The following is a 25537-nucleotide window of genomic DNA, read 5'->3' as shown; positions in this document are numbered from 1 at the left end:
CCTAAAGTAATGTTATTTTAATATATTTCAAATTTTGTTGTGTATTATTTTTATATTAAATTAGCACTAAAGTATTTTTTTATATAAGGAGTAATAATTAGAGAAATGAAAAATATAGACTTTATACTAGAAAGTGATGAGGCATTAAAACCGTCTGAACGATTAGTGCTATTATTATTAGAGAAGCATAGAATGTTATATACGAACGATCTATTGGCATTATCAAATTTATCATATAAAACATTAACAGATTCATTAACGGCGCTTGTTTTAAAATCGTATGTGTTAAAGGAAACAGGTAAGGGAAGAAGACAGAATTGCTATAGATTAGTATGATAAGGCAGCTGTTTTAGAGATTTTTACATATGTTTTTTAATCGTAAGGCGAAAATGTGTTTTTGGTTTTCAAACGAAAAACTTACTATAAGAGGGGCTAAGATAGTAGTATTTCATTTTTGTAAGTGTAATTATTTCGTCATTGAAAATACAAAAATAAAATAAACCGCATAAAACAGAAATAAAAAAACAATCCATTTTTAAAATGGATTGTTTTTTTATTGGAATAATATTATTTGATATGTTGAAAGCATGAATAGCAGAATAAACATTACCTGCTTTAGTTCATGCAACTGAACGAATACGATGAAAACTATGTGTATAGTTTTTTTAATTGCTTTTTTCAGTAACTCTAATGAAATCATAGTCTTTATTGTTTAAAGGTATTATTTTAAACATTATTGCTATTCAACATTAAGTACAAAAGTAATTTATAATATTATTATGTAAACTTAAGTTTTTAAAAGGAAAATGTAATAATTAATAGAACATGTAGAAGGGGATGCTTAAATATTTTGAAGGATAGGAGATTATTATGGAGCATTTACAATCAATAGTACAAGCTGTTTTAAGTGGTCATAAGGAAAAAGTAGTGGAGTTTATAAAGGCGAGTCCAAGTATTGTTAACGAATGTAGTGAAGATGGCTGGACACCACTTCATTTAGCAGCTTATTTTGGACAGAAAGAAATAGCGAGTTTTCTTTTAGAAAGCGGTGCAGATATACATAGTAGAGCGAAAAACGAAAATGAAAATACGCCTTTGCAAGCAGCAATTGCGAACAAGCAAAGTGAACTTGTTGCTTTCTTAATTGAAAAAGGATCAGATGTAAATATTATGCAAAGTGATGGCTGGACAGGACTTCACGAAGCGGCATTATTAGGAAATGAAGAAATAATTATGTTACTCCTTAAAAATGGAGCTAATAAGATGATAAAGAAAAATGATGGGAAAACAGCGTATGATATTGCATTAGAAAAAGGATATGATCATCTATTACATCATTTGAAACAGGAAGTGAACTTATGATGAATAAATGGAGTGTTGGTATATTTTTATTTAATGAAGTAGAAGTGTTAGACTTTGCAGGGCCATTTGAAGTTTTTTCTGTAACTGAGGTGAATGAAGAAAAACCATTTACTGTTTATACCGTTAGCGAGAATGGGGAAATGATTACAGCAAGGAACGGATTGAAGGTACAGCCAGATTATAGTATTGAAAATTTACCACCAGTGGATATTTTAATAATTCCGGGTGGGCTAGGTGCTAGAGAATATGAAATAAAAAATGAAATAGTAATAAAATGGATTCGCCAACAAATGAAAGAAGTAAAGCTGATGACTTCAGTTTGTACAGGAGCGTTATTACTGGCGAAAGCAGGTTTACTGGAAGGGTTAAAAGCAACAACACATTGGGCTAGTATTGAAAAGTTTAAAAATGAGTTTCAAAATGTTGAAGTTATAGAAAATGTAAAGTTTGTAGATGAAGGACATATTATAACATCTGCCGGAATTTCAGCTGGAATTAATATGGCATTTCATATTGTGAAAAACTTGTTAGGTGTGCATGTTGCGGAGGACACAGCGAAGCGAATGGAGTATGATATTAGTTTGCCAAATTAAAAAGCCCGGATTGGGCTTTTTATATTGAATGAATATAGTTAAGCTCTTCATCACTCAAAATAGGGCGAACAGATGCATTTGCATTTTCTTGTGCTTGCGTTCCTGACTTCGCACCAGGAATTACAACACTTACTGCCGGATGAGAGAGTACATAGCGAAGTGCAAGTTGCCCTAGGGTCTGATTTTTTTTTGAGAGCAACCGAAGTTTCTCTACGGTTTGTAAGTCTTCTTGAAACCAAGTTTCATTTGGCCAATCTTTGCGTAAATCTCCATCTGGAAAAATTGTTTTATTTGTAAATTTTCCAGTTAAAATGCCCATTTTTAATGGACCACGAATAACAGCCCCTAGATTTTTCTCTTGTAAGAATGGTAATATATCTTTTTCTGGTTTTCGATTTAATATATTGTAATCAAGTTGTACGATATCAATTTCGTTGTTGTTATTGAAATGATGAATGTATTGTAAATCATGAGTCGAAACACCGACTGCTCTTACTTTGCCATCACGTTTTAATATGTCAAATGCACGTAGAAATGCTTCTGTTTCTCTACGATTATGCCACCAAATATGACAAAAATAAAGATCAATATAATCTGTTTGAAGACGTTGTAAACTTGTTTCAAATACGGCGATGATTTTTTCAGGAGTATCATATACAGGAACGCCATTAGTGTCGTAGTGATGTCCGATTAAACCACCTTTCGTTGATAGTATAATATCATTACGATGTCCTTTAATCGCGGTAGCCACCAACTTTTCACTATGTCCTAAACCATATACATCCGCAGTATCAATAAAATTCACACCACACTCAATGGCTTTTTTTATAGCAGTTATAGATTGTTTATCGTTAACAGGTCCCCATTCATCACCACCGATTGCCCATGCCCCAAAACCTATTTCAGAAACAGTTATTCCAGTGTTACCTAATGTGCGGTAATGCATATTTCCCCTCCTTGTAAGCATGTTATAACATGGATATGTAGGGAAGGAATTTTGTGTGTGAAAAAACTCTTCTACAATAGTAGAAAAAGAATTACAGAAACTACTATTTTATAGCAGCATGTATAAAAAAAATCGGTGTAAATATGGAAATGTCGTCGAATGCTATCTTTAATTGGTTAATTTATGGGATATTTTTGTGAAGGAGTTTATTTTATAAGAATAGAATTTAGTTTAGTAAGAAAACGTGCCGATGGTAGTGAAAAATATGGGTTAGGGGGATTTGAATGAGGAAACTCAAACGAGTAAATGTTCCTAATATACCAGAGCAGTTATCACAACCTAGTGACAAGCGTAGGATAAATAAAAAGAAGTTAAGGCGACTTATTTTAATGGTCCTTTTTATTGCAGCAACTACTCTGTACGTTCAATATATTTTAACGAAACAACAAGAAGTAATTGATAAGAAGAAAGGTACGATTACGGATCAAAAGGAACAATTAGTATCTTTAAAGAAAGATAAAGATTCTTTAAAGACTAACATAGAAAATTTAACAGACGATGAGGAAGAAATTTTGAAGTTTGCGAGAAAAGAGTATCAATTTTCTAAGTCAAATGAAACTATATTTGTGATGCCCAAGTAATGAAAAAAATAGTTAGCCGTCGCTAACTGTTTTTTTTATGTATGAATGTAATGGTACAAGGAATAATCACATATTGTAAAAATGAAGAGTTTAAGCTATTTTCATAGATATGGAATATGCACTAAAATAAATGTTGTTAAAATTCTGTCAATTATATTATAATACAAGGTAAGCGGATACATTTTTTAATCAACGTTGAGTTCCTCGCTCATACGACTATTAAGAAACCCGTTATCCTCGTATACGAAAGGAAGATAGCTGTTGTACGCTTCAAATACAATTTATATCGTAGGGGATGCGAAAGCACCTCAAAATAATCCCATTACTGAAAAGTTTAAAAGCTATTTCGTAGCATTTGTACTTGTTAAGGATACAGGGGAAATTGTAGATGTAGACTGCTCAGCGACAATTGCATTAACATCTCAATTTGTTAAATATTTATTTCTACATAAAAATATAAATGACCCGGCGTTAGTAATGGAAGTAAAGAACCGATATTTCGGCTCTTCTCAAAAAGCGTTACTTGTAGCGCTAAAAGATGCACAGAAAAAATATAATCAGATTGCTGCTTTGTCTACTCAATCATAGACAAAATCCAGCCGTAAGAATCATTCTTATGGCTGGATTTTTTTATTTCACATTATCATCCTACATCAAAAGTAAACGGAAACAAAGTAGAGAGATAGGAGAGTAAATGCCCAATAGGTTTACTTAATAATCTGTGGGTATAAATCTCCGGTGGATTAAAATTTCACTTCATTGGAGAACGAAAGGATGAACAAAATGAAAATTACAGATGTAAAAGTAAATCGTAGACGTGTAAAACTTCATACACCGTTTAAAACCGCGCTTCGTACTGTAACAGAAATTGAAAGTATAGATGTTTATATTCATACAGATGAAGGAGTGATTGGTAAGGGAGCTGCAGCCGCAACGCCAGTTATTACGGGTGATTTCACCAGTGGAATAGAAGAAGCGATTTTAGGACCGATGCGTTCATGTTTAATTGGTCAAGATATCATTCAGTTTCAGCAGTTACTACAGCGCATTCAAATGAGTTGTATTAGAAATTCAAGTGCGAAAGCAGCGGTAGATATCGCTTTATATGATGTATATTGCCAATATCAAAAGGTGCCGTTATATGCATTGTTAGGCGGGAAGAAAGAAATTTATACGGATATTACAGTGAGTGTGGATGAGCCTGTATTAATGGCAAAAGAAGCGAAGAAACATATAGAAAAAGGATTTCAAACATTAAAGATTAAAGTGGGTAAAGAGGCGCATTTAGATTTGGAACGTATTGAGGCAATTCGAAATGTGGTACCAAGAAATACGACATTACGTTTAGATGCGAATCAAGGTTGGAGTCCAAAAGAAGCGGTCTCTATCATTCAAGGGATGGAAAATCGTAATTTAAATATAGAATTTATTGAACAACCAGTACACGCGAAAGATTGGGATGGGTTAAAGTACGTCAAAGATCGTGTGCAAACGCCAATTATGGCCGATGAAAGTATATTTTCAGCAAGTGATGCATTAAAGCTCGTTCAAGGAAGATATGCAGACTTAATTAATATTAAATTAATGAAATGTGGTGGCATACGTGAAGCATGGCGTATTGCAGATATCGCAGAAACAGCTGGTGTGAAGTGTATGGTGGGAAGCATGATGGAATCTTCACTTTCCGTTAGTGCTGTTGCGCATTTAGCGGCAGCGCATCCTAATATTCATTATTTTGATCTTGATGCACCGCTTTGGTTAATGGAAGAGCCGGAAGGAATGACTTATTCTGGATCAAAGGTAAACCTTCAATCGACAGTGAATAGTAAGTCTTAGGAGAAGAGACTAGTAAACTATTTTTTTAAGGGGGATATATATGAAAAAAGTAGGAACTGCATTTTTAACAACTTTATTTATATTTTCATCGTTTACATCGGCAAATGCTGAAGAAAAGAAGGATAATAAAGCATTTATAGATGTATCTGCTGCAACGTTATGGACAGCACCTGATGCATTAAGGCCAATCGATACACCGAGTGCAACAAATCCAGTGGATCTATGGAAATGGACGAAATCAATGACACTTGACGAGAAACTATGGTTAACAAATGCAAATAAATTAGAAACACAAGCGTTACTCGGTCAAGAAGTAACTGTTATTGATAAGAAAGGCGAGTGGGTGAAGGTATTAGTGCATGGACAGCCAACGCCACGAAATGAAGAAGGTTATCCGGGCTGGATGCCTGAAAAGCAATTAACATATAATCAAGAATTTGCAGATAAAACAAATGAACCTTTTGTGTTAATAACAAAGCCAACAGCGATTTTATATATAAATCCTTCTGAAAAACATAAATCACTTGAAGTCAGTTATAATACAAGACTGCCGCTATTAAGTGAAGACACAATTTCATACCGTGTATTGTTGCCAAATGGTCAGAAAGCATGGCTACGAAAAAATGATGGAACAGTTTACCGCTCTCAAACTGATATTCCAAAACCGACCGCTGATGATTTAATTAACACAGGGAAAATGTTTTTAGGTTTACCGTATATATGGGCTGGTACAAGTGGTTTTGGATTTGATTGCTCTGGCTTCACGCATACGATCTATAAATCGCACGGCATTACAATTCCGCGAGATTCTGGACCGCAATCAAGAGCAGGGGTTGCAGTTGATAAAGAAAACTTACAAAAGGGAGATTTAATTTTCTTTGCACATGATCAAGGGAAAGGTAGTGTCCATCACGTTGCAATGTATATTGGTGATGGCAATATGATTCACTCACCAAGAGCTGAAAGGTCGGTAGAGATTATACCACTAAATACACCAGGATATATAGAAGAATACGCTGGTGCTCGTCGTTACTTACCTTAAAAATAGAGGGGGTTTTTAAATGAAAAAAGTTGTTCGTTACTCATTAGTTAGTACTCTATTAGTTTCTTCATTTTTAGTTGGCTGCGCAAAAGAAAAAACTACAACAAAGCCGAAAGATGAAAAGAAAGTATTACAGTTACTAGAAACGGGTGAAATTCCGTCGTTAAACTCAGTGAAAGTCACAGATGCAGTCTCGTTTAACGTTTTGAATAACGTAATGGAAGGACTATTCCGTCTATCGAAAAATGATGAAGTAATTGAGGCAGGCGCACAAAAATATGAAGTGAGTAAAGATAGAAAGACATATACATTTCATTTGCGTGATGCGAAATGGTCAAACGGAGATCCAGTAACCGCTCATGATTACGTATACGCTTGGAATCAATTGATTAATCCAGATACCGCTTCTCAATATGCATACATTGCGTACGATGTGAAAAACGCTGAGAAGATAAATAAAAAACAACTAGGTCTAGATGAATTAGGAGTAAAAGCGAAGGATGATAAAACGTTCGTCGTAGAGCTAGAACATCCTGTACCGTATTTTACGAAATTATTAATTTTACCATCCTTCTATCCAATTAACGAAAAATATGCGAAAGAGCAAGGTGATAAATACGGATTAGAAGCAAATAAAGCGGTATATAATGGACCATTTACATTATCAGAGTGGAAGCATGAAGCTAGCTTTACAATGAAGAAAAACGATAAGTATTGGGATAAAAAAGAAGTGAAGTTAGATGAAGTAAACTATCAAATTGTAAAAGAACTTTCAACTGCGGTAAATTTATATGAAACAGATAAAGTTGATAGAGCTGTTATTTCTACAGAATTCGTGGATAAATATAAAAATAATAAAGAGCTAAAACAATATACAGATCCAGTTATGTACTTCTTCCGATTTAATGAAAATGTACCGATTCTTAAAAATAAAAATGCACGTCTTGCGCTAAGTACAGTTTTTGATAAGAAAGGACTTGCGGATTCATTTTTAAATGATGGTTCGGTTGCTGCAAACTATTACGTACCAAAAGGATTTTTAAAGGGACCAGATAAAAAAGATTTTAGAAGTACGGCAGGTGAGTTTAATAAAACTGATGTAAAAAAAGCGAAAGAATATTGGGAAAAGGCAAAGCAAGAAACAGGTACAGATGAAGTGACGTTAGAACTATTAAATTATGACTTAGAAAACTTTAAAAAAGTTGGAGAGTACATTAAAGAGCAGCTTGAGAAAAATTTACCAGGTTTAAAAGTGAATGTGAAATTGCAACCACATACGCAAAAATTAGCACTAGAGAAGAAGAAAGAATATGAAATGTCGTTATCACGCTGGTTACCGGATTATCCAGATCCAATGACTTACTTAGAAGTATTCCTTTCTGGAAGTAGTGTTAATAATACAGAATATGCAAACCCAGAATATGATGCGTTAATTAAGAAGATTAAAACAGAATTAGGTAATGATGAAAAGGCTCGCTGGAAAGCAATGCAGGATGCTGAAAAAATGCTACTTGATGATGCAGTAATTGCACCGGTATTCCAGCGCGGATTATCTTACTTACAAAAACCATATGTGAAAGATTTATATGTACATCAATTTGGTCCAGCTACAAGTTTAAAATGGGCAGATGTACAAAAATAAAAGAATGGGGAAACAGACTTCACGTATGTGATAGTCTGTTTTTTTGTACAGTTCCGAATGAAATATAGACATTTCATATGTTTTTTTACGACTTAAAAATAAAATTATTACTAAAATTCCAGTGTGAAATTTATGTAGAATCTTGTATAATTAACGTGTTTTTATGGAAACATTTTCTTGCGCTATTTCTATAGGATTTAATAGAACAAGGAAGGAAATACATACATGTATATAATAGACAAATAGAATGGAACATCATGTATAGAGAAAAAGGAGAGAAAAGATGGCGTGTCAAAGACAAGGGTTACAAGTTAATAACGATAGAAAGAGGGACAGAAGATGAAAATGAAGCATGCTTTTGGTCCTATAATTTTAGCGTGTGTGCTTTTTTTCATTATCATTCTAATCCCATCGAAAAGTTTAGTATCGCTTATTAGTGATAAGAAGGTAGAAGATGCGGCTACTTCTTTACAAAAAGAGAAATTACAAAGTGTTTTCTTACAGCAAAAAATGTTAGAGAATTCACAGTATTTACCGATGTACGGTTCATCAGAATTTTTACGAATGGATGCATATCATCCGTCTAATTATTTCAAAGTAAATCCAGCTGGTTTTACACCGTTTTTAATTGGAACTGGCGGTACACAAAGTTTAGCTCATATTTTAAATATGACATCTACTATGGATGAATTAGAAGGTAAAAAAGTAGTCTTTGTTCTTTCACCACAATGGTTTACAAAGACTGGTGTATCACAAGGGGATTTCACTAATAATTTCTCCAAACAACAAGCATATCATTTTATTTTTAATGATGAGATAAATCCAGAAATGAAGAAGCAAATCGCGAAACGGCTATTAGATTATAAAGTTGTTCAAGAAGATGATATATTAAAAAATTCATTAGAAGGTATTGTATATAATGATACGAAACATAACATAAAAGCAGGTTTAGTTAAACCACTTGCTTATATGTATCGAAATATTTTAGATCATAGAGATTTATTTAACTCTTTATTTAAAATCGAACCGATGAAAGAGAAAACCAATAGCGGGCTTCGTTCAATTTCTTGGGAAGACGCACGTAAACACGCAGAACAAGAAGGGAAAGCTGAGTCTACTACAAATACATTCGGAATTGAAAATCCGTATTATCATAAGAATAATCTGAAGAAAAAACTAAAAGGTTTAAAAAACTTTAGAGCAAATGAAACATATGATGAATCACCAGAATATGATGATTTACAAATTATTTTAGATTTATTTAAAGAGAAAAATGTCAAACCACTCTTTATTTCTGTACCTGTAAATGGGCCTTGGTATGATTATACTGGCTTCCCGAAAGAACGCCGTGAAGTGTATTATAATAAAGTTCGAGAACAGGTTGAGAAAGCAGGATATCCAGTAGTTGATTTCTCTGGTCATGAATATGATAAGTATTTCTTAAAAGATACGATTCATTTAGGCTGGAAAGGTTGGATTTATTTTGATGAAGCAGTGCAGAAATTTTATTCTGAGAAATAAAGTATAGAAATCGGAATGGCTATGAGCCGTTCCGATTTTTTTAGTATAGAGGATTTTGGTGAGGGCAATTTGGGAATGCATGTATATCTTGAACCTGTCTATAATCATAATGTTTCATTGCGAACTGAGCTTGATAAAGGTATTCATACACATATAATTGACCATCATGCGCTGAACATAATACGCCAGAAGTTCCTTGCCCATTTATGAAGGAAATACCGATAGGGCGTCCGATTAAGTATGGTATTTTTTGCTGCCAATGCATAGGGGAATCAATCCTTTTTGAGATAATATACGAAAGAAATGATCAAATGGTTGCTTATCCATGTAAATGTAGATGGAAAGGTGTTATATAATTCCTGAAGATTAATTCATATATAAATAAAAAACCGCTATAATTCCGAATGAATTTATAGCGGTTTTTATTATATTCTTAAGCGAGATTTTTACGCTTTTTTGTCCATTTTTTTATAACGAAGTATAAAAGTATAAGTACGACGCCACCAATTGCGAATGATTTCACATACGGACCAGCAATATCATTTATATTCTCCCAATTTTCACCTAGTTTTTCACCTAAATAAATGAAAATGATTGACCAAGGGATGATTGCGAGTGCTGTTAATGTAGTGAAACGTAGTAAAGGCATTTTTGTAATACCAGCAGGAATTGAAATCGCATGACGCACTACTGGAATGAAGCGTGCTGTAAAAATGACGCCAGTTCCGTAACGATTAAACCAATCTTCTGCAGCATCTATTTGTTTTTTATGTATGAAAATATATTTTCCGTAACGTTCTAATATAGGGCGTCCGCCGTATCGTCCAAGCCAATAAATAAAGATTTGAGCAATAACACCGCCAATTGTACCGAATACAACAGCGCCTATAAATGAGATACTTCCATTGAATACTAAGTATCCTGCATAAGCAAGGACAATTTCACTTGGGATAATTTCAATCATAAGTCCAAGCATAATGCCCCAATAACCTAATCCTTCAAAAAACGTTAATACTGAATGAATAAAACTACTTAACATTGTTGCACCTTCTAGTTTATGAATTTTTGAGTATAAGAACCTTTTATTTAATCACATAAAAGGTTCACTATATGTAGATTATACCTTATTTACATAGGGGATTGCTATTTCAATTCTTTTATGTCTCTCATAAGTATTATAGTAAAGGATATAAGCCGCGTTTTTATGAAGGGTTAATGAAAAGATTATTAAAAATTTCTCATATATCAATGATAATAGACTGAAAATTAAGTATAATGGTATAGGTCTTTCATTTACAAAAATAGGAGGAGAACGTATGTATATTACAGATCCGATTTATGGACCAATCTCTATTGGTGATAGAGATATCCTTCGATTGATAGATACAAAAGCATTTCAAAGGTTGACGCATATTAAACAACAAGGACATACTTATTTTTTACATGAGAACGCAATACATACAAGAGAAGAACATTCGATAGGTGTATATGTGCTAGTAAATAAAGTGATAGAACATCTTACTGAGATTCGTGACATACATTTATCGAAATATGAACGAAAGCTAGTATCTACTGTAGCCCTTCTACACGATGTTGGACATGGGCCATATTCACATTGTTTTCAGCAAATATCGGGTGAAGATCATGATGAGTGGACGGTACGAATCATTCAAGAGGACGAAGAAATACGTACGATTTTAAATCAAACACCTAGATTATTAGATGATGTAACGAAAGCTTTAACAGAAGATGGAGTTTTTCCAATTATAGATGAGCTCTTATTTAATTCATTAGGAATGGATCAATTAGATTTTTGGAATAGAGATATATATTACTCATCGCTTGAATTAGAAGGTTTACAGATAGAAGAATTGATTGCTAACATGCGTTTAATTGACGGTAAACTTGTTATTGAAGAATCGGGAATCCCCTTCATTGAACAATTAATGAAAATGAAAGAAGGGCTTTACAATAATGGATTTGGCCACCCGTTTGTGATAGGAAAAGACATATTGCTGCAAACAATTTTTAAAATGATAGAGGAGAAAAATCTTTCGTTCTATACTCCTGAACTTCAAAACTTCTTTCATAACGGAGAGAAGTTAGAAGTAGAGGACTTTCTTCCGTTACAAGATGAAATCATTTTAAATGAAATAAAGTACTTTGCAAAATCAAAGGACGTACAATTAGCGACGTTAATTCAGCTTTATTTTTCAGAAGCCAAAAGTTTATCTTTTGAAAAAGGACTAGAGGGTGATTTTAAAAAGGAAAATAGCACTTTAGCAGTAATAACTGAGAAAAAGGCGTACAGTTCATATGTAGGTGGTATTTACGTCTATAGTGAGGGGCAGTTAGAGGATATTATAGAAAAATCCCCTTTTATTCAACAGATAGTGAGATTACCTAAAAAAGAATATGCATATTCTTTTTAAATTGGTTTGAAAACATAAAATAGATGGGGTGGAAATGTGAACTGGAAAGAACGTCTTCTAGAATTGGATGATTTACCAATTATATTAGAATGGTATAACGACGAAGAATTACATAACATAGCAGATGTGAAACCATTTAAGCGATATACAATAGAAGAACTTCGGGAGTATTGGACTAAAAAATTAGCGCGGTCTTATGCAAGTTATCATGTAATAATAGTGAGAGATGAAGTAATAGGAAGAGTCGGATTAAAAAAGACGAAATATGATGATACCTATGTGATGGAATACTCTATTCTTATTGGCGTTTCGAATTTATATTCAAAAGGACTTGGAACAGAAATTACAAAGTATTTCATAAGTAAATCGTTTTTAGATTCCGATATACAAGCAGTTGTATTACAGGTAAGGGAAGACAACAAAAGGGCAATTCGTTGTTATGAGAAAGCTGAATTTAAAAAAGTAAAATCATATATAGAGAATGAAGTGAAAGTGTATGATATGCATAGAATTAAGAATGAGAAAATAGCACATTAAAAAAACAGTTAATTCTGAATGTAATGAGGGTTAGAGGGATATATGGAACCTTAAATGACACTACTTGTAGATATGCGTAATACTACGGCTTTATATGAAATGAAACTTAAATTTAAATAAATCAAGCAAGCATTTGTTGTATATTTGGAACAGATGGTTGCTTGTTTCCGTTATAAAAAAATAGAAGCATTTCTGCTCCTATTTTTTAAGGCTTCACATCTAAGTTCTGTAAAAATAAAGTTGCTGTTACGTAACGCTTTGCTAACATTTGTACATAAGCGGTATGTACAGAAAGGGTCGCAATGATAATAGCGTTACGAATTGCTTCGCGTTGTTCGTTATTAATTTGATCGAACTTGCTTGCGATTTTATCAGCTTTTTCTTTTACGATGTTTTCAATTGTATGAACTGTATCTGTTGCATTTAGTTGTAAGCAATTCCCTTGATTGAGTTCTTCAAATAGAGAAGAGTATGCTACATATAAATGAACAGGATTGATTAAATCATCACTTCGATCGGCTGGGTCATTAACGATAAGGCGTAATAGCTTACGAATTGATTCAAAATCAAGTGCTGTTTTTAAATCTTCGACAATGAACAGTAAGGCTGCTTGTTCAATCGAATATTTTTTCCCTTTTTGAGGAGAGCCAATCATTTCTTTTATATCTCGTTTCACCCAGTTTTGCATAGCAGTTACAGAGAAACTTGTGTTTTCAATCTGATTGCCAAGCGCAACTATTTCATTTAAAGAAAAACCGACATCAGTATCGTCAATTTTAATCAGTTTTTCAAAAATAGGTGAAAGTGCGGTAGTAATAAAAGCTGTAACGCTTTGTCCGCTTTCAATATCTTTTTTATGTGACTTTGCCCAAGCTTCTTGTAAAATACCGAGAGGCTTTTTCGTATTCCATCCTCTTAGTGATAGAAGAAGGGTAGCCATTTCGTTTCGTGTGAGATGAAATGTTTCCATCTTTTCACCTCCAAAATAATAAAAAGTTCTTATGAACTTATAATATGTTTTGTTTCATTTAAAGTCAATTCTGTTTTGCTTAATTTTTCCTTTGTCACCAAACTGTTGAAAGTAAATAATACTTGCATATTTCGACAAAAGTTCATATAATAAGTTCATAAGAACCTTTAAAATGTTCTTAAAAATAAATCTATCATTCTGAATTTACTAGAAAGATAGATTTCACATATATCTATATAAAAGGAGAATGGATATAATATGTTGAAAAAACTTGTAGCAGTAATGACAGCATTCATGGTTATCTTTGGGGCTAGCAGCTTTATGTTCGTAGATCATGCAGCAGCGAAAAGTTACAAATCTGGTAAAAAATCATTTACACCAAGTTCAGGTCAAAAGTCAAAAGTTGATTTAAACAAAAAAGACTCAAATGTAAATTCTCAAAAAACGACTCCAGATTCAAAAACGAAAGCAACAAACACAGCACCAAAAAGTAATAAAGGAAGCTTTATGAAAGGTATATTACTAGGTGGTCTTGGTGGTTTACTAATGGGTAGCTTATTTGCAAATATGGGAGCTCTTGGTTCTGTATTAGCATTTATGGTAAATATGTTAGTAATGGCTGGTATCGTAATGTTAGCAGTTCGTGCATTTAAATACTTCAAAGACCAACGTAAAAAGAAGGCAGATGAAGTAGCATGGAAACAATAAAAATTTCTGAACAAGAATTAATAAATGCGCTTTGCGTATATATAGCTGAAAAAAGACAAGTGGGTCCAGAAGAAGTGTTAGTTGAACTCATGTATGACGATGACTACGGTTTCTCTGCGGAAGTAGAGGTAAATGGTCGCCAGCAAATTTTAATTCAAGCAAACTTAATCGAAGCATTACGCTTATTGCTTGACAGAGAATATAATGTCAATTCATTCGCAGCGAGATTACAACTTGAATTAGATGATGAAGAAGGTATTTACGCATTAGCGAAATTTAATAACTCGGATGAGTAGAGAAAAGAGCTGTTGAGAATAATCTCAGCAGCTCTTTTTAGTATGTGCATATGTAGAAGAATAATCACGCCAAATTTCATTCATCTTTCGTCTACCGATATCTACCATCGGATTAAACTGAATTGCAGCTTTCTGACGAACAGAGTGAACGTTTTGAATGGCGTGATATAATTGTTGGTCGACTATATCATGTTGTTCACCTGCATATTTAGCAATTGATAGACCTGCAACAGTTCCTTGCGCCATCGCAATTTTTCCGCTTTCAATGCCTGTAATATTGCCAGCTACAAATAAACCTGGAAGAGGGGTTTCCATTGTTTCGGAATGGAGAGGAACGTGTCCGCCTAATTCTGAAATGTAATGGAAGGGACAACCAGCTACAGCTGCAAGTTCGGCAAGTGGGTATAATCCCCCGGCAATACAAACAAAATCTGCTTCATATATTTTCTCTGATCCATTAATAACATTTCCTTTAGAGTCAATATTAGCAATACGTACACCTTCAACTTGATCTGTTCCGATAATTTCAAGAGCTGCTTTCCGAAGGTGAAGTGGCGTTCCGTTTATTTTCATTCCGCTGTTTGGATAGAATGTTAATCCAGCTTTTCGAATCCAATCATATTTCATAAAGTGGCTACCTATTCGTAAAATAGCAGAAGGAGCGAGATGTGCTGCATTTAAAAGAGAGTTTAAAACTTCTTCAGGTTCACCAGCTTTTTGACTTAACTCGCTTTTTTCAGGGAGTACAATATGATCTACTTTAATTCCCGCTAATTGCAATTCACTTAAAATGGCGAAAGACAAAATGTTAGCACCAATAATGATTCCTTTTTTTCCAACTTGCACGCGATGAACATTTGTCATAACTTGAGCTGCTCCAATTGACATCACTCCTGGAAGTGTCCAGCCTGGAAGGGGAATAGAATATTCCGCAGCACCAGTAGCAAGTAGTACGAACGGTGCTTCTAACGTACCGATATTAGTATGTACAAACCAATTGTTTTCATCTTTATCTAAATTATAGACCGAAACACCGCACCTGATATGTACTGAAAGTGATTCTGCTTCTTCATGAAGTCGCTTCGATTCTTCTATTCCGTTCCACCATTCTCCAGTAGGCTCTTGATGCAACTGTCCTAACAATCTCCCGCCCGGCTTCATAAATTCATCAATAACGAGCACTTTTAGTCCGAAACGAGCACAAGAGATAGAAGCAGATAATCCCGCTGGTCCTGCACCAATGATAATTACATCACTCATCGTTTTTTCACCATCTCTCTCACGATATTCGGATGCTGTTTCCCGCTTTCAACAACCATGTTTTCTTCTACAACAGTTAAGCATGCGCGTACATTTGTTTGATTATTTACTGTCACGCGGCATTCGGAACAGTGCCCGATATTACAATAAATACCTCGCGGTGTCCCGCTATCTTCATGAACTCTTAATGTCCGTATTTCATTTGCTAACAGGGCAGCAGCTATCGTTTCATGTTCATATGCTTCGTATTGATGACCGTTAAATTGAAAAGTAATACGCTCACTACTTTGTAAAGTACCTAAAATAGGGTGATGTGTAATTCTACTCATTTACTTTCACCTACCGATCCAAAAGTAACTGCACGTATTGGTGGTTGATATTTTAACGGTAGTTCATTAAGAGTTACGTCAGGATTCGCATTTTCTATCATTCGATCTATCATTATTCTGCATGTGCGACCACCGCAAAATCCCATGCCAGCACGTGTTCTTAGTTTTAATTCTCTTGCCGAGCAGTTATATTCAGCAATTGTCGATTGAAGTTGTCCATATGTAACCTCTTCACAACGACAAACGATTAAGTTGTTTTTATTTGTCATATGTATTCCTCCTCTAGTTCGGTTTGCACAAATTATATATGCAAAAATCATGCCAATATAGAGGGGAGAGGGCTACCTATAAACGCCTGATTGGTGCATACTGATTCTTTATTGAAGTCCGAGTTTCTTTAAACGGTTATATAAAGTAGCCCTTGTTACGCCAAGTTGTTTTGCGCATTCTAATTTATTCCCATTTAAAATTCGTAAAGCCCTTTCAATAACTTTTTTCTCATGCTCATCCATCTCTTCTTGTAAAGAAAGGATTGTATTATTGTTGCTGAGTAATAGGGAATGAGCTGTATGGTTGTCTAAAGTTTCAGTCGTATGAAATGGTAAATATTCTTGTTTTATAATTCCGTCTGTTGCGAATACCACAAGCCGTTCAACAACGTTTCGAAGTTCGCGAATATTACCTGGCCAATTGTAATGAAGCAGTTCATGCATAATGCTTGAAGGTAGGTCACGAATTGGTCGGTTATAGTTGATCGAAAAATCGTTTAAGAATGAGTATGTGAGTTCGATAATATCCTCTCGTCTTTCACGCAGCGGTGGAATATGCAGGCTAACTACATTTAAACGATAATATAAATCTTCTCGGAAAGTTCCTTTTCTCATTTCTTCTTGTAAATCCCGATTTGTAGCAGCGATAATGCGGAAATCAATATTAATTTCTTTTTCTCCGCCAACTCGGTAATACTTTCGTTCTTGTAGTACACGTAACAGTTTTACTTGCATATCGAGCGGCATTTCGCCAATCTCATCGAGGAATAAAGTACCGCCTTGTGCGAGTTCGATTTTACCTTTTTTCCCTTTACTATTCGCTCCAGAAAAGGCCCCACGCTCGTAACCGAATAATTCACTTTCAAATAAAGCTTCTGGAATTGCCCCGCAGTTAATCGAAATGAAAGGCGCCTTCGCTGCTTCACTTGCTTCATGAATTGCTTTCGCAAATACTTCTTTTCCAACTCCGCTTTCCCCAAGTATTAAAACAGTTGATTTCACCGAACAAACTTTTCTAGCTAATTGTATCGTTCTTTGTATAACAGGACTTTTCCCATTCATCGCAAGGAATGGATCGGATTCATCTTTATACTTTGCCACTTCTTGTTCTAAACGGTGCATTTCATGTGACATATTAAATAGTTTTTCATTTAAAGCGACTTGATTTGTAACATCTGTTTCTGAAACGACTGCTCCTATAATTTCATCATTACAATAAACTGGATTTGAATTAATTAATACGAATAAATCGGGACGAGGCTGATGGAACTGAGCGACTATATTTTTTCCATCATGTAAAGATTGTAAAATTTCCAAGTCTTTATAATCAAAAAAACGAGTAATCGGTTGCCCAATAATCTCATTATGGTTGACTGAAAATATTTTTTCAGCACCATCTGTCCAAGTTCGAACGCATTCTTTACTATCAATGACTGTAACAGAAGAGTCAGTTGTTTGTATTACGGTGTTATAAAATGACTGTAGTTCATTGTAGGACTTATAAAGAAATAGAATCATTTGCTGAGAGGTTATACAGAATATCGGCTCATCGTTTTCGTTAAGGATGATAACAGCTAATTCATAAGAAAAAGCGTCAATTAATGCAGTGAATGAGTCATCTACATAAATAATGGCGCAATTATATTCTTCTGTAGTAGAAGGGAGATAATAAAACCTTCCGTTTACTTGCTTAATGTGATTAAGGCTACATGTATGATCGATTAAAATACTTTCCAAAAACTCTTGTATAGTCGGAAATGAAAATGCCATAATATCCTCCCGTTATGTATAAAAATTTTGACAGTGATAAAAAAATAATACACCTATTTACTATAAATTTGAATTATTTTTACAAATAAAAATATTGTTTATGGAAATTGTATATGTGCAGAATTGGCACGTCAATTGCATAAAAGAAAGTGAGAGGTTTAGGGAAAGGAGGAGTATATTGTGAGGCACTGCGACGTTTTAATTATAGGTGGTGGAATAATAGGGTGTTCTATCGCTTATTACACTTCAAAATACGGAAGAGACGTAACAATCATTGAAAAAGGAGAATTTGTCAGCGGGACGTCTTCACGGTGTGATGGGAATATTTTGGCCATTGATAAAGACCCAGGGTTTGATAGTCAAATGTCTTTAGTAAGTCAAAAATTAGTAACTGATTTAAGTGAAAAATTAGAGCATTCATTTGAATATAGGGCACCAGGAAGTATTCTCGTATGTGAGTCAGACGAAGAGATGGAAGCTGCGCAGCAATGGGTAGATCGGCAAAAAGAAGCTGGATTACCGTTTCGAATGCTTGATAGGCAAGATATAAGAGAAGAGTCGCCTTTTTTTGCTGATGATTTATTAGGCGGTTTAGAATGTGCGACGGATTCAACTGTGAATCCATATCTCCTTGCTTTCTCGCTTCTGTCAGAGGCACAAAAGTTTGGCGCAAAAGCCTTTAAGCAGACCGAAGTAAAGAGTATGAAAATAGAGACGAATGGTTCATTTGTTGTAGAAACTACGAATGGTACTTTTACAGCAAAACAAGTTGTAAATGCAGCCGGTGTGTGGGCTCCTAAGATTGGTCAGATGTTAAATGTAAATATACCAATTGAACCGAGAAAAGGGCATATTATAGTAGCATCAAGGCAACAACATGTAGGATGCCGTAAAGTAATGGAATTCGGTTATTTAATTTCTAAATTTGGCGGAAAAAGAAAAGTAGATGCTTTAACTGAAAAATACGGGGTTGCGCTCGTATTTGAGCCTACTGAAAGTCAAAATTTCTTAATTGGAAGTAGTCGTGAATTTGTAGGGTTTCATACGAGAATAAACAATGAAGTCATTAAATGTATCGCAAATAGAGCGATTCGCTTTTATCCGAAAATGGCAGATATGATGGTAATTCGTTCTTACGCTGGTTTACGTCCGTGGACAGAAGATCATTTGCCGATTATTTCACGAGTGGAACATATTCCGAATTATTTCATTGCCGCTGGACATGAAGGGGATGGGATTAGTCTTGCAGCAGTTACTGGGAAAGTAATTGAAGAGTTATTAAATGAAAAAGAGACAATTATTCCTATTGAACCACTTCGTTTGAGTCGTTTTACAGAAAGGGTGTTAAACGGATGAGGTCACAAAGAGTCTTTACGACTATTGATACACATACGGGCGGGAATCCAACGAGGACATTAATTAGCGGACTTCCAAAGTTGATTGGAGAGACGATGGCAGAGAAGATGTTACATATGAAAAAGGAATATGATTGGATTCGAAAATTGTTAATGAATGAACCGCGTGGTCATGATGTAATGTCAGGGGCATTATTAACAGACCCGTGTCATCCTGAGGCTGATATAGGTGTTATATACATAGAGACAGGTGGATACTTACCGATGTGCGGTCACGATACAATCGGTGTATGTACAGCGTTAGTTGAATCAGGTTTAATTCCAGTAGTTGAACCGATTACTTCTTTAAAACTAGATACCCCGGCTGGCTTAGTGGAAGTAGATATTGCTGTTCAAGATGGAAAAGCAAAAGAGGTATCTTTCTGTAACATACCAGCTTTTTTATTGAAAAATATTACTGTACACGTCAAAGACATTGGAACTGTAGAGGCTGATATTGCGTATGGAGGGAATTTTTATGCCATTATTGATGCGAATTCAGTAGGCCTAGAATTAGTACCAGAAAATGCATCTACAATCATCGATAAGGCGATTCATATAAGAAACACAATTAATGAGAAGTTTGAAATCATTCATCCAGAGTATTCGTTTATTAGAGGATTAACACATGTTGAATTTTATACAGATGCTACTCATGAATGTGCGAATGTGAAAAATACAGTTGTTGTACCACCAGGCGGAATAGATCGATCCCCATGCGGTACAGGAACATCTGCGAAGCTAGCTGTATTATACGCTCAAAAAGAAATCAAAATTGGTGAAGAGTTCATTCATGAGAGTATCGTTGGTTCTTTATTTAAAGGATATGTCGTGAATACGACACATGTTGAAAATATTGAAGCTGTCATAACGAAAATTACGGGATCAGCTTGGCTTATGGGTATGCATAAATTTTTTTACAATGAAATGGATCCACTCAAAGAAGGATTTTTGCTAATTCCGCCGATGGAACATGAAACGGAGGATATAAAATGAACATTCAAAAAATGTATACAGCAGTAGACGTACATGTAAATGGCGAGGCATTTCGTGTAATGAAAGACGTACCATGCAAATACTACTACAGTTTGGAGCAATTAAATGAACAATTTTCAGGTGAATTAGCAGAAGAGAGGAAGCTTTTATTAAATGAACCACGTGGTTTTATCGGTTTGAATGGGTGTATTGTCGTTCCATCTATCCATAATGAAGTGGATGCAGCTGTATTATTTTTTAATCATGAAGGTTCGATTCCGCTTCATTATGGGGGCATTGTTGCGGTAATAACGATGTTACTCGAAAGTGGGTATTTAAAAAAGAGAGAGTCCAATCAATACAAAATTGAAACGTTATCTGGAATATTTTTAGTTCATGCGTATGTAGAGAATGATGAAGTTGTATCTGTTTCGTTTGAAAGCAAACTTTGCTATTTGATTGAGGAAAATTTACAGGTTGGTAATGTAAGTTATTCTCTCATACAAGCAGATAAAGTATATGCAGTTGTAGAAAAAGGTGCGTATTCGCCAGAAATTCGTGTTGAAAACATTCCAGAATTGAAAAGATGGGGAGAAGCTACACTGCAGGTTATACAAAAACAGTCGCTAATAAAAAGGCTTATTTTAGTAGATCCTTCGCAAAAAGAAAAGAACCATATAAAGTCGATTACATTTCATGAAGATAACTTTATCGTACGTTCGCCAGGTTTTGTTTCTACTATCGTTTCCTATGTTCATGCGTTATTTAAAAATGATTATATGGCGGATAAACCTTTTAAAAATGAAAGTATATTTAATAGTTTTATAACTGTGGAAAAAGTGAAGAAGGAGGAGCTAGGGTACATTTTCCGTTTTGAAAGTAGAGGATTTATTACAGGAATGCAGACGTTTCTATTAGACCCTACGGATCCATTTCCGGCAGGGTTCTTATTAAAATAAAATGTGATAAGGAGAGATAAATATGCAAAAAATTAAAGGGGCATTTCCAGTATTAATAACACCGATGGATGAATTTCAGGAAATTAATTGGGATGGGGTAAAACAAAATGTAAATTACTTTATCGAACAAAAGGTTGCAGGCATCATCATTAATGGAAGTACAGGAGAGTTTGTAAGTTTATCAAAAGAAGAGCGATTTAAAATGGTAGAAACCGTTTTGAAAGAAATTGATGGCCGTATTCCAGTCATTGTTGGAACTGCTGCGGAAACCACGAAAGAAACAATTGAATATACGAAACATGCAGAAGCGCACGGAGCGGATTGTGCATTAATTATAAACTCTTACTATTGTAAACCGAAGGAAGAGGAGATCTATTTTCATTTTAAAGAAATCTCAAACTCTGTAAATATACCAATTATGTTATACAATAATCCATTTACTTCTGGTGTTGATATGAGTACAGAGCTAATGCTCCGTATTGGAAAAGAGTGTGAAAATGTTACACATATTAAAGAATCTAGCGGAGATATTCGAAAAGCAAGAGATTTAGTAAGACAAAGTGAAGGGGCTTTCCAAGTCTTCTGTGGTTCTGAAGATTTAGTTATGGAATCATATTTAGTTGGTGCCTCGGGATGGGTTTCAGTAGCAGGAAATATCGTTCCTGGTCTCGTTACACAAATGTATGAGCATTTTCAAAATGGTGAATTAGAAAAAGCATGGGAAATAAACGATGCTATTTTACCACTTTGCGAGTTTCTTGAAGGGTCAGGGAAATATGTTCAAATCGTTAAACGTTCCATGGAATTACATGGGCAAGCGGGAGGACCTTCTCGCTATCCAAGACTAGGATTAACTGTTAACGAAGATCAAAAGCTTCAAACGATTTTATCAAATATTGCAGCTCATGCAGCTGTTTAAATAAGGAGGAGAACATAATGTTAAAGACAAATATTGAGCTGAAACCAAAAGTGGAAGCGTTTTTAAATGAAGAAATTAAAATGTTTATTAATGGCGAATTTGTTTCTGCTATTGGCGGAAAGACGTTTGAAACGTACAATCCAGCAACAGAAGATGTTTTAGCAGTCGTATGTGAAGCGCAAGAAGAGGATATTGATGCTGCAGTAAAAGCAGCAAGATCTGCATTTAAATCTGGTCCGTGGGCAGAAATGACTACTGCTGAAAGAGCGCATCTTATTTATAAATTAGCAGATTTAATTGAAGAACATAGAGAAGAGTTAGCACAATTAGAAGCTTTAGATAATGGGAAGCCGTATCAAGTAGCACTTGAGGATGATATTTCAGCGACTGTAGAAAATTATCGTTATTACGCAGGATGGGCTACAAAAATTATTGGGCAAACAATCCCGATTTCAAAAGATTACTTAAACTATACGAGACATGAACCTGTAGGTGTTGTAGGTCAGATTATTCCGTGGAACTTTCCGCTCGTTATGTCTTCTTGGAAAATGGGAGCTGCACTGGCGACAGGTTGTACGATCGTATTAAAACCAGCAGAGCAAACACCTTTATCCTTACTATATACAGCAAAACTCTTTAAAGAGGCTGGATTTCCAAACGGTGTTGTAAACTTTGTACCAGGCTTTGGTCCTGAAGCAGGAGCGGCAATTGTAAATCATCATGACATTGATAAAGTTGCTTTTACAGGATCTACTGTTACAGGAAAGTATATTATGCGTCAGTCTGCAGAAATGATTAAGCATGTAACGTTAGAGCTTGGCGGCAAATCACCAAATATCATTTTAGAAGATGCGGACTTGGAAGAAGCAATTAGTGGTGCATTCCAAGGTATTATGTATAATCACGGTCAAAATTGTAGCGCAGGATCACGTGTATTTGTTCATCGTAAACATTATGAAACTGTAGTAGATGCACTTGTGAAAATGGCGAACAACGTAAAACTTGGAGCAGGTATGGAGAAAGGAACGGAGATGGGTCCACTCGTATCTAAGAAACAACAAGAGCGTGTGTTACATTACATTGAGCAAGGGAAGAAAGAAGGTGCTACAGTTGCGGCTGGTGGTGAACGTGCGCTTGAAAAAGGTTATTTCGTTAAGCCAACTGTATTCACAGACGTTACAGACGATATGACAATCGTTAAGGAAGAAATATTTGGACCAGTTGTTGTTGTACTTCCATTTGATTCGACAGAAGAAGTAATTGAACGAGCGAACAACTCATCTTATGGCCTTGCTGCGGGTGTATGGACGCAAAATATCAAAACGGGTCATCAAGTGGCAAATAAATTAAAAGCAGGAACAGTGTGGATTAATGATTATAACTTAGAAAATGCAGCTGCACCATTTGGTGGATACAAACAATCTGGTATTGGCCGCGAATTAGGTTCATATGCGCTTGATAATTATACAGAAGTGAAAAGTGTTTGGGTAAATATAAAGTAATAGGGCGTTTTACTGACAAAAATTGAGGGATGAAATAATGAAAGATGCGGACAACTAGAAAGTTTGATAATAGTTGTCCGTTTTCTTATATACAAAATTGTTTTTCAAAAGAATGATAAGGGGGATTTGGATGGAGAATTTAGTAGAATGGTTAGTAGGGCAAGTGTGGAGTATCGGTTTAGTTGTTTTTGCATTAGGGGCAGGCGTATATTTCACGATTGCAACACGCTTTTTGCAAATTCGTTATTTTAAAGAGATGATTAAACTATTATTTGAAGGAAAGAGTTCAGAGACGGGAATATCATCTTTTCAGGCATTTTGTTTAGCCTTATCAGGAAGAGTTGGAATTGGTAATATCGCAGGGGTAGCGACAGCAATCGCTTTCGGCGGGCCTGGAGCTGTATTTTGGATGTGGGTAATGGCTTTGTTAGGGGCAGCGAGCGCGTTTGTTGAATCAACATTATCTCAAGTATACAAAAGTAAAGTAGGGAATGAATATCGCGGCGGTACTCCATATTTCATTGAGAAAGGTTTAAAAATGAAATGGTTTGCAGTCATTGTAGCGGTAGTTGTAACACTTTCATATGGCGTGTTATTACCAGGTATTCAATCTAGTAGTATCGCAGTTGGATTTGAAAACTCTAATGGTATTAACAAATATATAACTGGTATATTTTTAGTCGTGTTACTAGCAGCAATTATTTTTGGTGGTGTAAAGAGAATAGCTGGCGTTTCTCAAATGCTTGTTCCATTTATGGCAATTGGTTATGTAATTGTTACATGTATCATATTAATTGCGAATGTAACGGAGATTCCAAGTATGTTTGCTTTAATTTTCTCTAGCGCATTTGGTGTAAATGAAATGTTTGGTGGAATTGTTGGTGCAGCTATTGCATGGGGCGTAAAACGCGCTGTATTTTCAAACGTTGCTGGTGTCGGAGAAGCGACGTATAGTTCGGCTGCTGCTGAAGTATCGCATCCTGCAAAACAAGGATTAGTTCAAGCGTTTTCCGTATATATCGATACAATTGTCGTATGTACAGCGACAGCTCTTATGATATTAATTACAGGTATGTATAATGTTATACCTGAAGGGAAACGCGCTATTGTAAAAAACATAGGAAATGTGGAAGCAGGTCCAATTTATACGCAACAAGCAGTTGAAACTGTGATGACAGGGTTTGGTCCAATATTTATTTCAATTGCAATTTTCTTTTTTGCATTTACAACGTTACTCGCTTATTACTATATCGCTGAAACGACGCTTACTTATTTAGATCGTCAATTGAAGTATGGCTGGTTAAAACCAGTTTTAAAATTTGGATTTTTAATTATGGTTTACATCGGTAGTGTTGAATCAGCGTCGCTTTTATGGAATCTCGGAGATTTAGGAATCGGTAGTATGGCATGGTTAAACTTAATCGCGATTCTATTATTAAGTAAAATCGCATTAAAAGTGTTAAAAGACTATGAAACGCAGAAAAAAGAAGGGAAAGATCCAGTATTTAATCCTAAAAATGTGGGGATTGAAGGATTAACATTTTGGGAAGAAAGAAGTAAAGAGGTTGAAAGAAAAAGTTCTAGAGAAAAAGTTATTGTAGATGATAATTTAAAATTATAACGTAAATTAACTG

The 25537-nt window shown here is 34.9% G+C and carries 27 protein-coding genes; 19 read left to right on the top strand and 8 right to left on the bottom strand.

Going from position 1 to position 25537, the window contains the following annotated elements; all coding sequences use genetic code 11:
- The first annotated feature begins 105 nt into the window (after window positions 1-105).
- The 3 genes from NZ044_RS14105 to NZ044_RS14095 all read left to right on the top strand — a co-directional run bounded on the left by NZ044_RS14105 (window position 106) and on the right by NZ044_RS14095 (window position 1955).
- The gene (locus NZ044_RS14105; protein ID WP_000789031.1) at window positions 106-336 is read left to right on the top strand and encodes a hypothetical protein; all 231 of its coding nucleotides are present in this window, start codon (window positions 106-108) and stop codon (window positions 334-336) included.
- A gap of 534 nt (window positions 337-870) precedes the next feature.
- The gene (locus NZ044_RS14100; protein ID WP_063675456.1) at window positions 871-1362 is read left to right on the top strand and encodes an ankyrin repeat domain-containing protein; all 492 of its coding nucleotides are present in this window, start codon (window positions 871-873) and stop codon (window positions 1360-1362) included.
- The gene (locus tag NZ044_RS14095; protein ID WP_017763273.1) at window positions 1359-1955 is read left to right on the top strand and encodes a DJ-1/PfpI family protein; all 597 of its coding nucleotides are present in this window, start codon (window positions 1359-1361) and stop codon (window positions 1953-1955) included. The genes NZ044_RS14100 and NZ044_RS14095 overlap by 4 nt, the downstream gene beginning before the upstream one ends.
- 19 nt (window positions 1956-1974) lie before the next feature.
- Here NZ044_RS14095 and NZ044_RS14090 read toward each other — a convergent pair whose 3' ends face one another.
- Window positions 1975-2901 (bottom strand): aldo/keto reductase, encoded by a 927-nt coding sequence (locus NZ044_RS14090; RefSeq protein ID WP_000559372.1) that lies wholly within the window; start codon window positions 2899-2901, stop codon window positions 1975-1977.
- 284 nt (window positions 2902-3185) lie between these two features.
- Here NZ044_RS14090 and NZ044_RS14085 point away from each other — a divergent pair, with 284 nt between their 5' ends.
- From NZ044_RS14085 to dltD, 6 genes are all read left to right on the top strand, one after another.
- On the top strand, window positions 3186-3542 hold the full coding sequence (locus NZ044_RS14085) for an FtsB family cell division protein (RefSeq protein ID WP_001228728.1): 357 nt from the start codon (window positions 3186-3188) through the stop codon (window positions 3540-3542).
- A 261-nt stretch (window positions 3543-3803) separates the two neighbouring features.
- Window positions 3804-4130, top strand: coding sequence for a DUF3870 domain-containing protein (locus NZ044_RS14080; protein WP_000271316.1), 327 nt, complete (start codon window positions 3804-3806; stop codon window positions 4128-4130).
- A 186-nt stretch (window positions 4131-4316) separates the two neighbouring features.
- A complete protein-coding gene (locus tag NZ044_RS14075) occupies window positions 4317-5378 on the top strand; it encodes a dipeptide epimerase (protein ID WP_001038454.1) in 1062 nt (353 codons plus the stop codon).
- Window positions 5379-5418: 40 nt separating this feature from the next.
- Window positions 5419-6420 (top strand): C40 family peptidase, encoded by a 1002-nt coding sequence (locus NZ044_RS14070; RefSeq protein ID WP_000755414.1) that lies wholly within the window; start codon window positions 5419-5421, stop codon window positions 6418-6420.
- Between the two features lie 19 nt (window positions 6421-6439).
- On the top strand, window positions 6440-8062 hold the full coding sequence (locus tag NZ044_RS14065) for a peptide ABC transporter substrate-binding protein (protein WP_340949806.1): 1623 nt from the start codon (window positions 6440-6442) through the stop codon (window positions 8060-8062).
- 339 nt (window positions 8063-8401) lie between these two features.
- Window positions 8402-9583 carry a D-alanyl-lipoteichoic acid biosynthesis protein DltD gene (gene dltD, locus NZ044_RS14060; RefSeq protein ID WP_000782302.1) on the top strand — a complete coding sequence of 394 codons (1182 nt, stop codon included), beginning with the start codon at window positions 8402-8404 and terminating at the stop codon, window positions 9581-9583.
- Window positions 9584-9623: 40 nt separating this feature from the next.
- Here dltD and NZ044_RS14055 read toward each other — a convergent pair whose 3' ends face one another.
- On the bottom strand, window positions 9624-9848 hold the full coding sequence (locus NZ044_RS14055) for a hypothetical protein (protein WP_000558692.1): 225 nt from the start codon (window positions 9846-9848) through the stop codon (window positions 9624-9626).
- Window positions 9849-10016: 168 nt separating this feature from the next.
- Window positions 10017-10622: a DedA family protein gene (locus NZ044_RS14050; protein WP_000952913.1), complete on the bottom strand. Its 606-nt coding sequence runs from the start codon at window positions 10620-10622 to the stop codon at window positions 10017-10019.
- Window positions 10623-10899: 277 nt separating this feature from the next.
- Here NZ044_RS14050 and NZ044_RS14045 point away from each other — a divergent pair, with 277 nt between their 5' ends.
- A complete protein-coding gene (locus NZ044_RS14045) occupies window positions 10900-12015 on the top strand; it encodes an HD domain-containing protein (RefSeq protein ID WP_098506177.1) in 1116 nt (371 codons plus the stop codon).
- 36 nt (window positions 12016-12051) lie between these two features.
- Window positions 12052-12552, top strand: a complete 501-nt coding sequence (locus NZ044_RS14040; RefSeq protein WP_063675453.1) for a GNAT family N-acetyltransferase — start codon at window positions 12052-12054, stop codon at window positions 12550-12552.
- Window positions 12553-12757: 205 nt separating this feature from the next.
- Here the strand turns inward: NZ044_RS14040 and NZ044_RS14035 are convergent, their stop codons facing one another.
- A complete protein-coding gene (locus tag NZ044_RS14035; RefSeq protein ID WP_000447231.1) occupies window positions 12758-13522 on the bottom strand; it encodes a DUF1836 domain-containing protein in 765 nt (254 codons plus the stop codon).
- Window positions 13523-13780: 258 nt separating this feature from the next.
- On the opposite strand from NZ044_RS14035, the gene NZ044_RS14030 reads away from it, so the two are divergent.
- The gene (locus NZ044_RS14030; RefSeq protein ID WP_097997441.1) at window positions 13781-14230 is read left to right on the top strand and encodes a hypothetical protein; all 450 of its coding nucleotides are present in this window, start codon (window positions 13781-13783) and stop codon (window positions 14228-14230) included.
- Window positions 14218-14526 carry a YxcD family protein gene (locus NZ044_RS14025; protein ID WP_000447759.1) on the top strand — a complete coding sequence of 103 codons (309 nt, stop codon included), beginning with the start codon at window positions 14218-14220 and terminating at the stop codon, window positions 14524-14526. The genes NZ044_RS14030 and NZ044_RS14025 overlap by 13 nt, the downstream gene beginning before the upstream one ends.
- Window positions 14527-14550: 24 nt before the next feature.
- On the opposite strand, the gene NZ044_RS14020 is transcribed toward NZ044_RS14025, so the two are convergent.
- The 4 genes from NZ044_RS14020 to NZ044_RS14005 form a co-directional block, all read right to left on the bottom strand.
- Window positions 14551-15786 (bottom strand): NAD(P)/FAD-dependent oxidoreductase, encoded by a 1236-nt coding sequence (locus NZ044_RS14020; RefSeq protein ID WP_001286085.1) that lies wholly within the window; start codon window positions 15784-15786, stop codon window positions 14551-14553.
- The gene (locus NZ044_RS14015) at window positions 15783-16115 is read right to left on the bottom strand and encodes a (2Fe-2S)-binding protein (protein WP_000087063.1); all 333 of its coding nucleotides are present in this window, start codon (window positions 16113-16115) and stop codon (window positions 15783-15785) included. Before NZ044_RS14015 ends, NZ044_RS14020 begins: the two co-directional genes overlap by 4 nt.
- Entirely contained in the window at window positions 16112-16384 is a 273-nt protein-coding gene (locus tag NZ044_RS14010) for a (2Fe-2S)-binding protein (protein WP_000182619.1), read from the bottom strand. The genes NZ044_RS14015 and NZ044_RS14010 overlap by 4 nt, the downstream gene beginning before the upstream one ends.
- 108 nt (window positions 16385-16492) lie before the next feature.
- Entirely contained in the window at window positions 16493-18154 is a 1662-nt protein-coding gene (locus tag NZ044_RS14005) for a sigma-54 interaction domain-containing protein (RefSeq protein WP_063675450.1), read from the bottom strand.
- 180 nt (window positions 18155-18334) lie between these two features.
- Here NZ044_RS14005 and NZ044_RS14000 point away from each other — a divergent pair, with 180 nt between their 5' ends.
- The 6 genes from NZ044_RS14000 to NZ044_RS13975 all read left to right on the top strand — a co-directional run bounded on the left by NZ044_RS14000 (window position 18335) and on the right by NZ044_RS13975 (window position 25524).
- Complete coding sequence (locus tag NZ044_RS14000) at window positions 18335-19510, top strand: NAD(P)/FAD-dependent oxidoreductase (protein ID WP_001215272.1); 1176 nt, start codon at window positions 18335-18337, stop codon at window positions 19508-19510.
- Window positions 19507-20544 carry a proline racemase family protein gene (locus tag NZ044_RS13995; RefSeq protein WP_001257539.1) on the top strand — a complete coding sequence of 346 codons (1038 nt, stop codon included), beginning with the start codon at window positions 19507-19509 and terminating at the stop codon, window positions 20542-20544. The genes NZ044_RS14000 and NZ044_RS13995 overlap by 4 nt, the downstream gene beginning before the upstream one ends.
- Complete coding sequence (locus NZ044_RS13990) at window positions 20541-21482, top strand: proline racemase family protein (protein WP_001025577.1); 942 nt, start codon at window positions 20541-20543, stop codon at window positions 21480-21482. The genes NZ044_RS13995 and NZ044_RS13990 overlap by 4 nt, the downstream gene beginning before the upstream one ends.
- Before the next feature lie 22 nt (window positions 21483-21504).
- Window positions 21505-22401, top strand: coding sequence for a 4-hydroxy-tetrahydrodipicolinate synthase (gene dapA, locus NZ044_RS13985; protein ID WP_098506171.1), 897 nt, complete (start codon window positions 21505-21507; stop codon window positions 22399-22401).
- 17 nt (window positions 22402-22418) lie between these two features.
- Window positions 22419-23903: an aldehyde dehydrogenase family protein gene (locus NZ044_RS13980; RefSeq protein WP_098506169.1), complete on the top strand. Its 1485-nt coding sequence runs from the start codon at window positions 22419-22421 to the stop codon at window positions 23901-23903.
- A gap of 130 nt (window positions 23904-24033) precedes the next feature.
- Complete coding sequence (locus NZ044_RS13975) at window positions 24034-25524, top strand: alanine/glycine:cation symporter family protein (RefSeq protein ID WP_000429519.1); 1491 nt, start codon at window positions 24034-24036, stop codon at window positions 25522-25524.
- The last annotated feature ends 13 nt before the right edge of the window (window positions 25525-25537 follow it).

Origin of the sequence: Bacillus sp. FSL K6-1338 (genome assembly GCF_038006965.1) — a bacterium.
GTDB lineage: Bacteria > Bacillota > Bacilli > Bacillales > Bacillaceae_G > Bacillus_A > Bacillus_A thuringiensis_S.
Note: the sequence above shows the minus strand (reverse complement) of the source record. Positions and strands in the feature narration are given on the sequence as shown.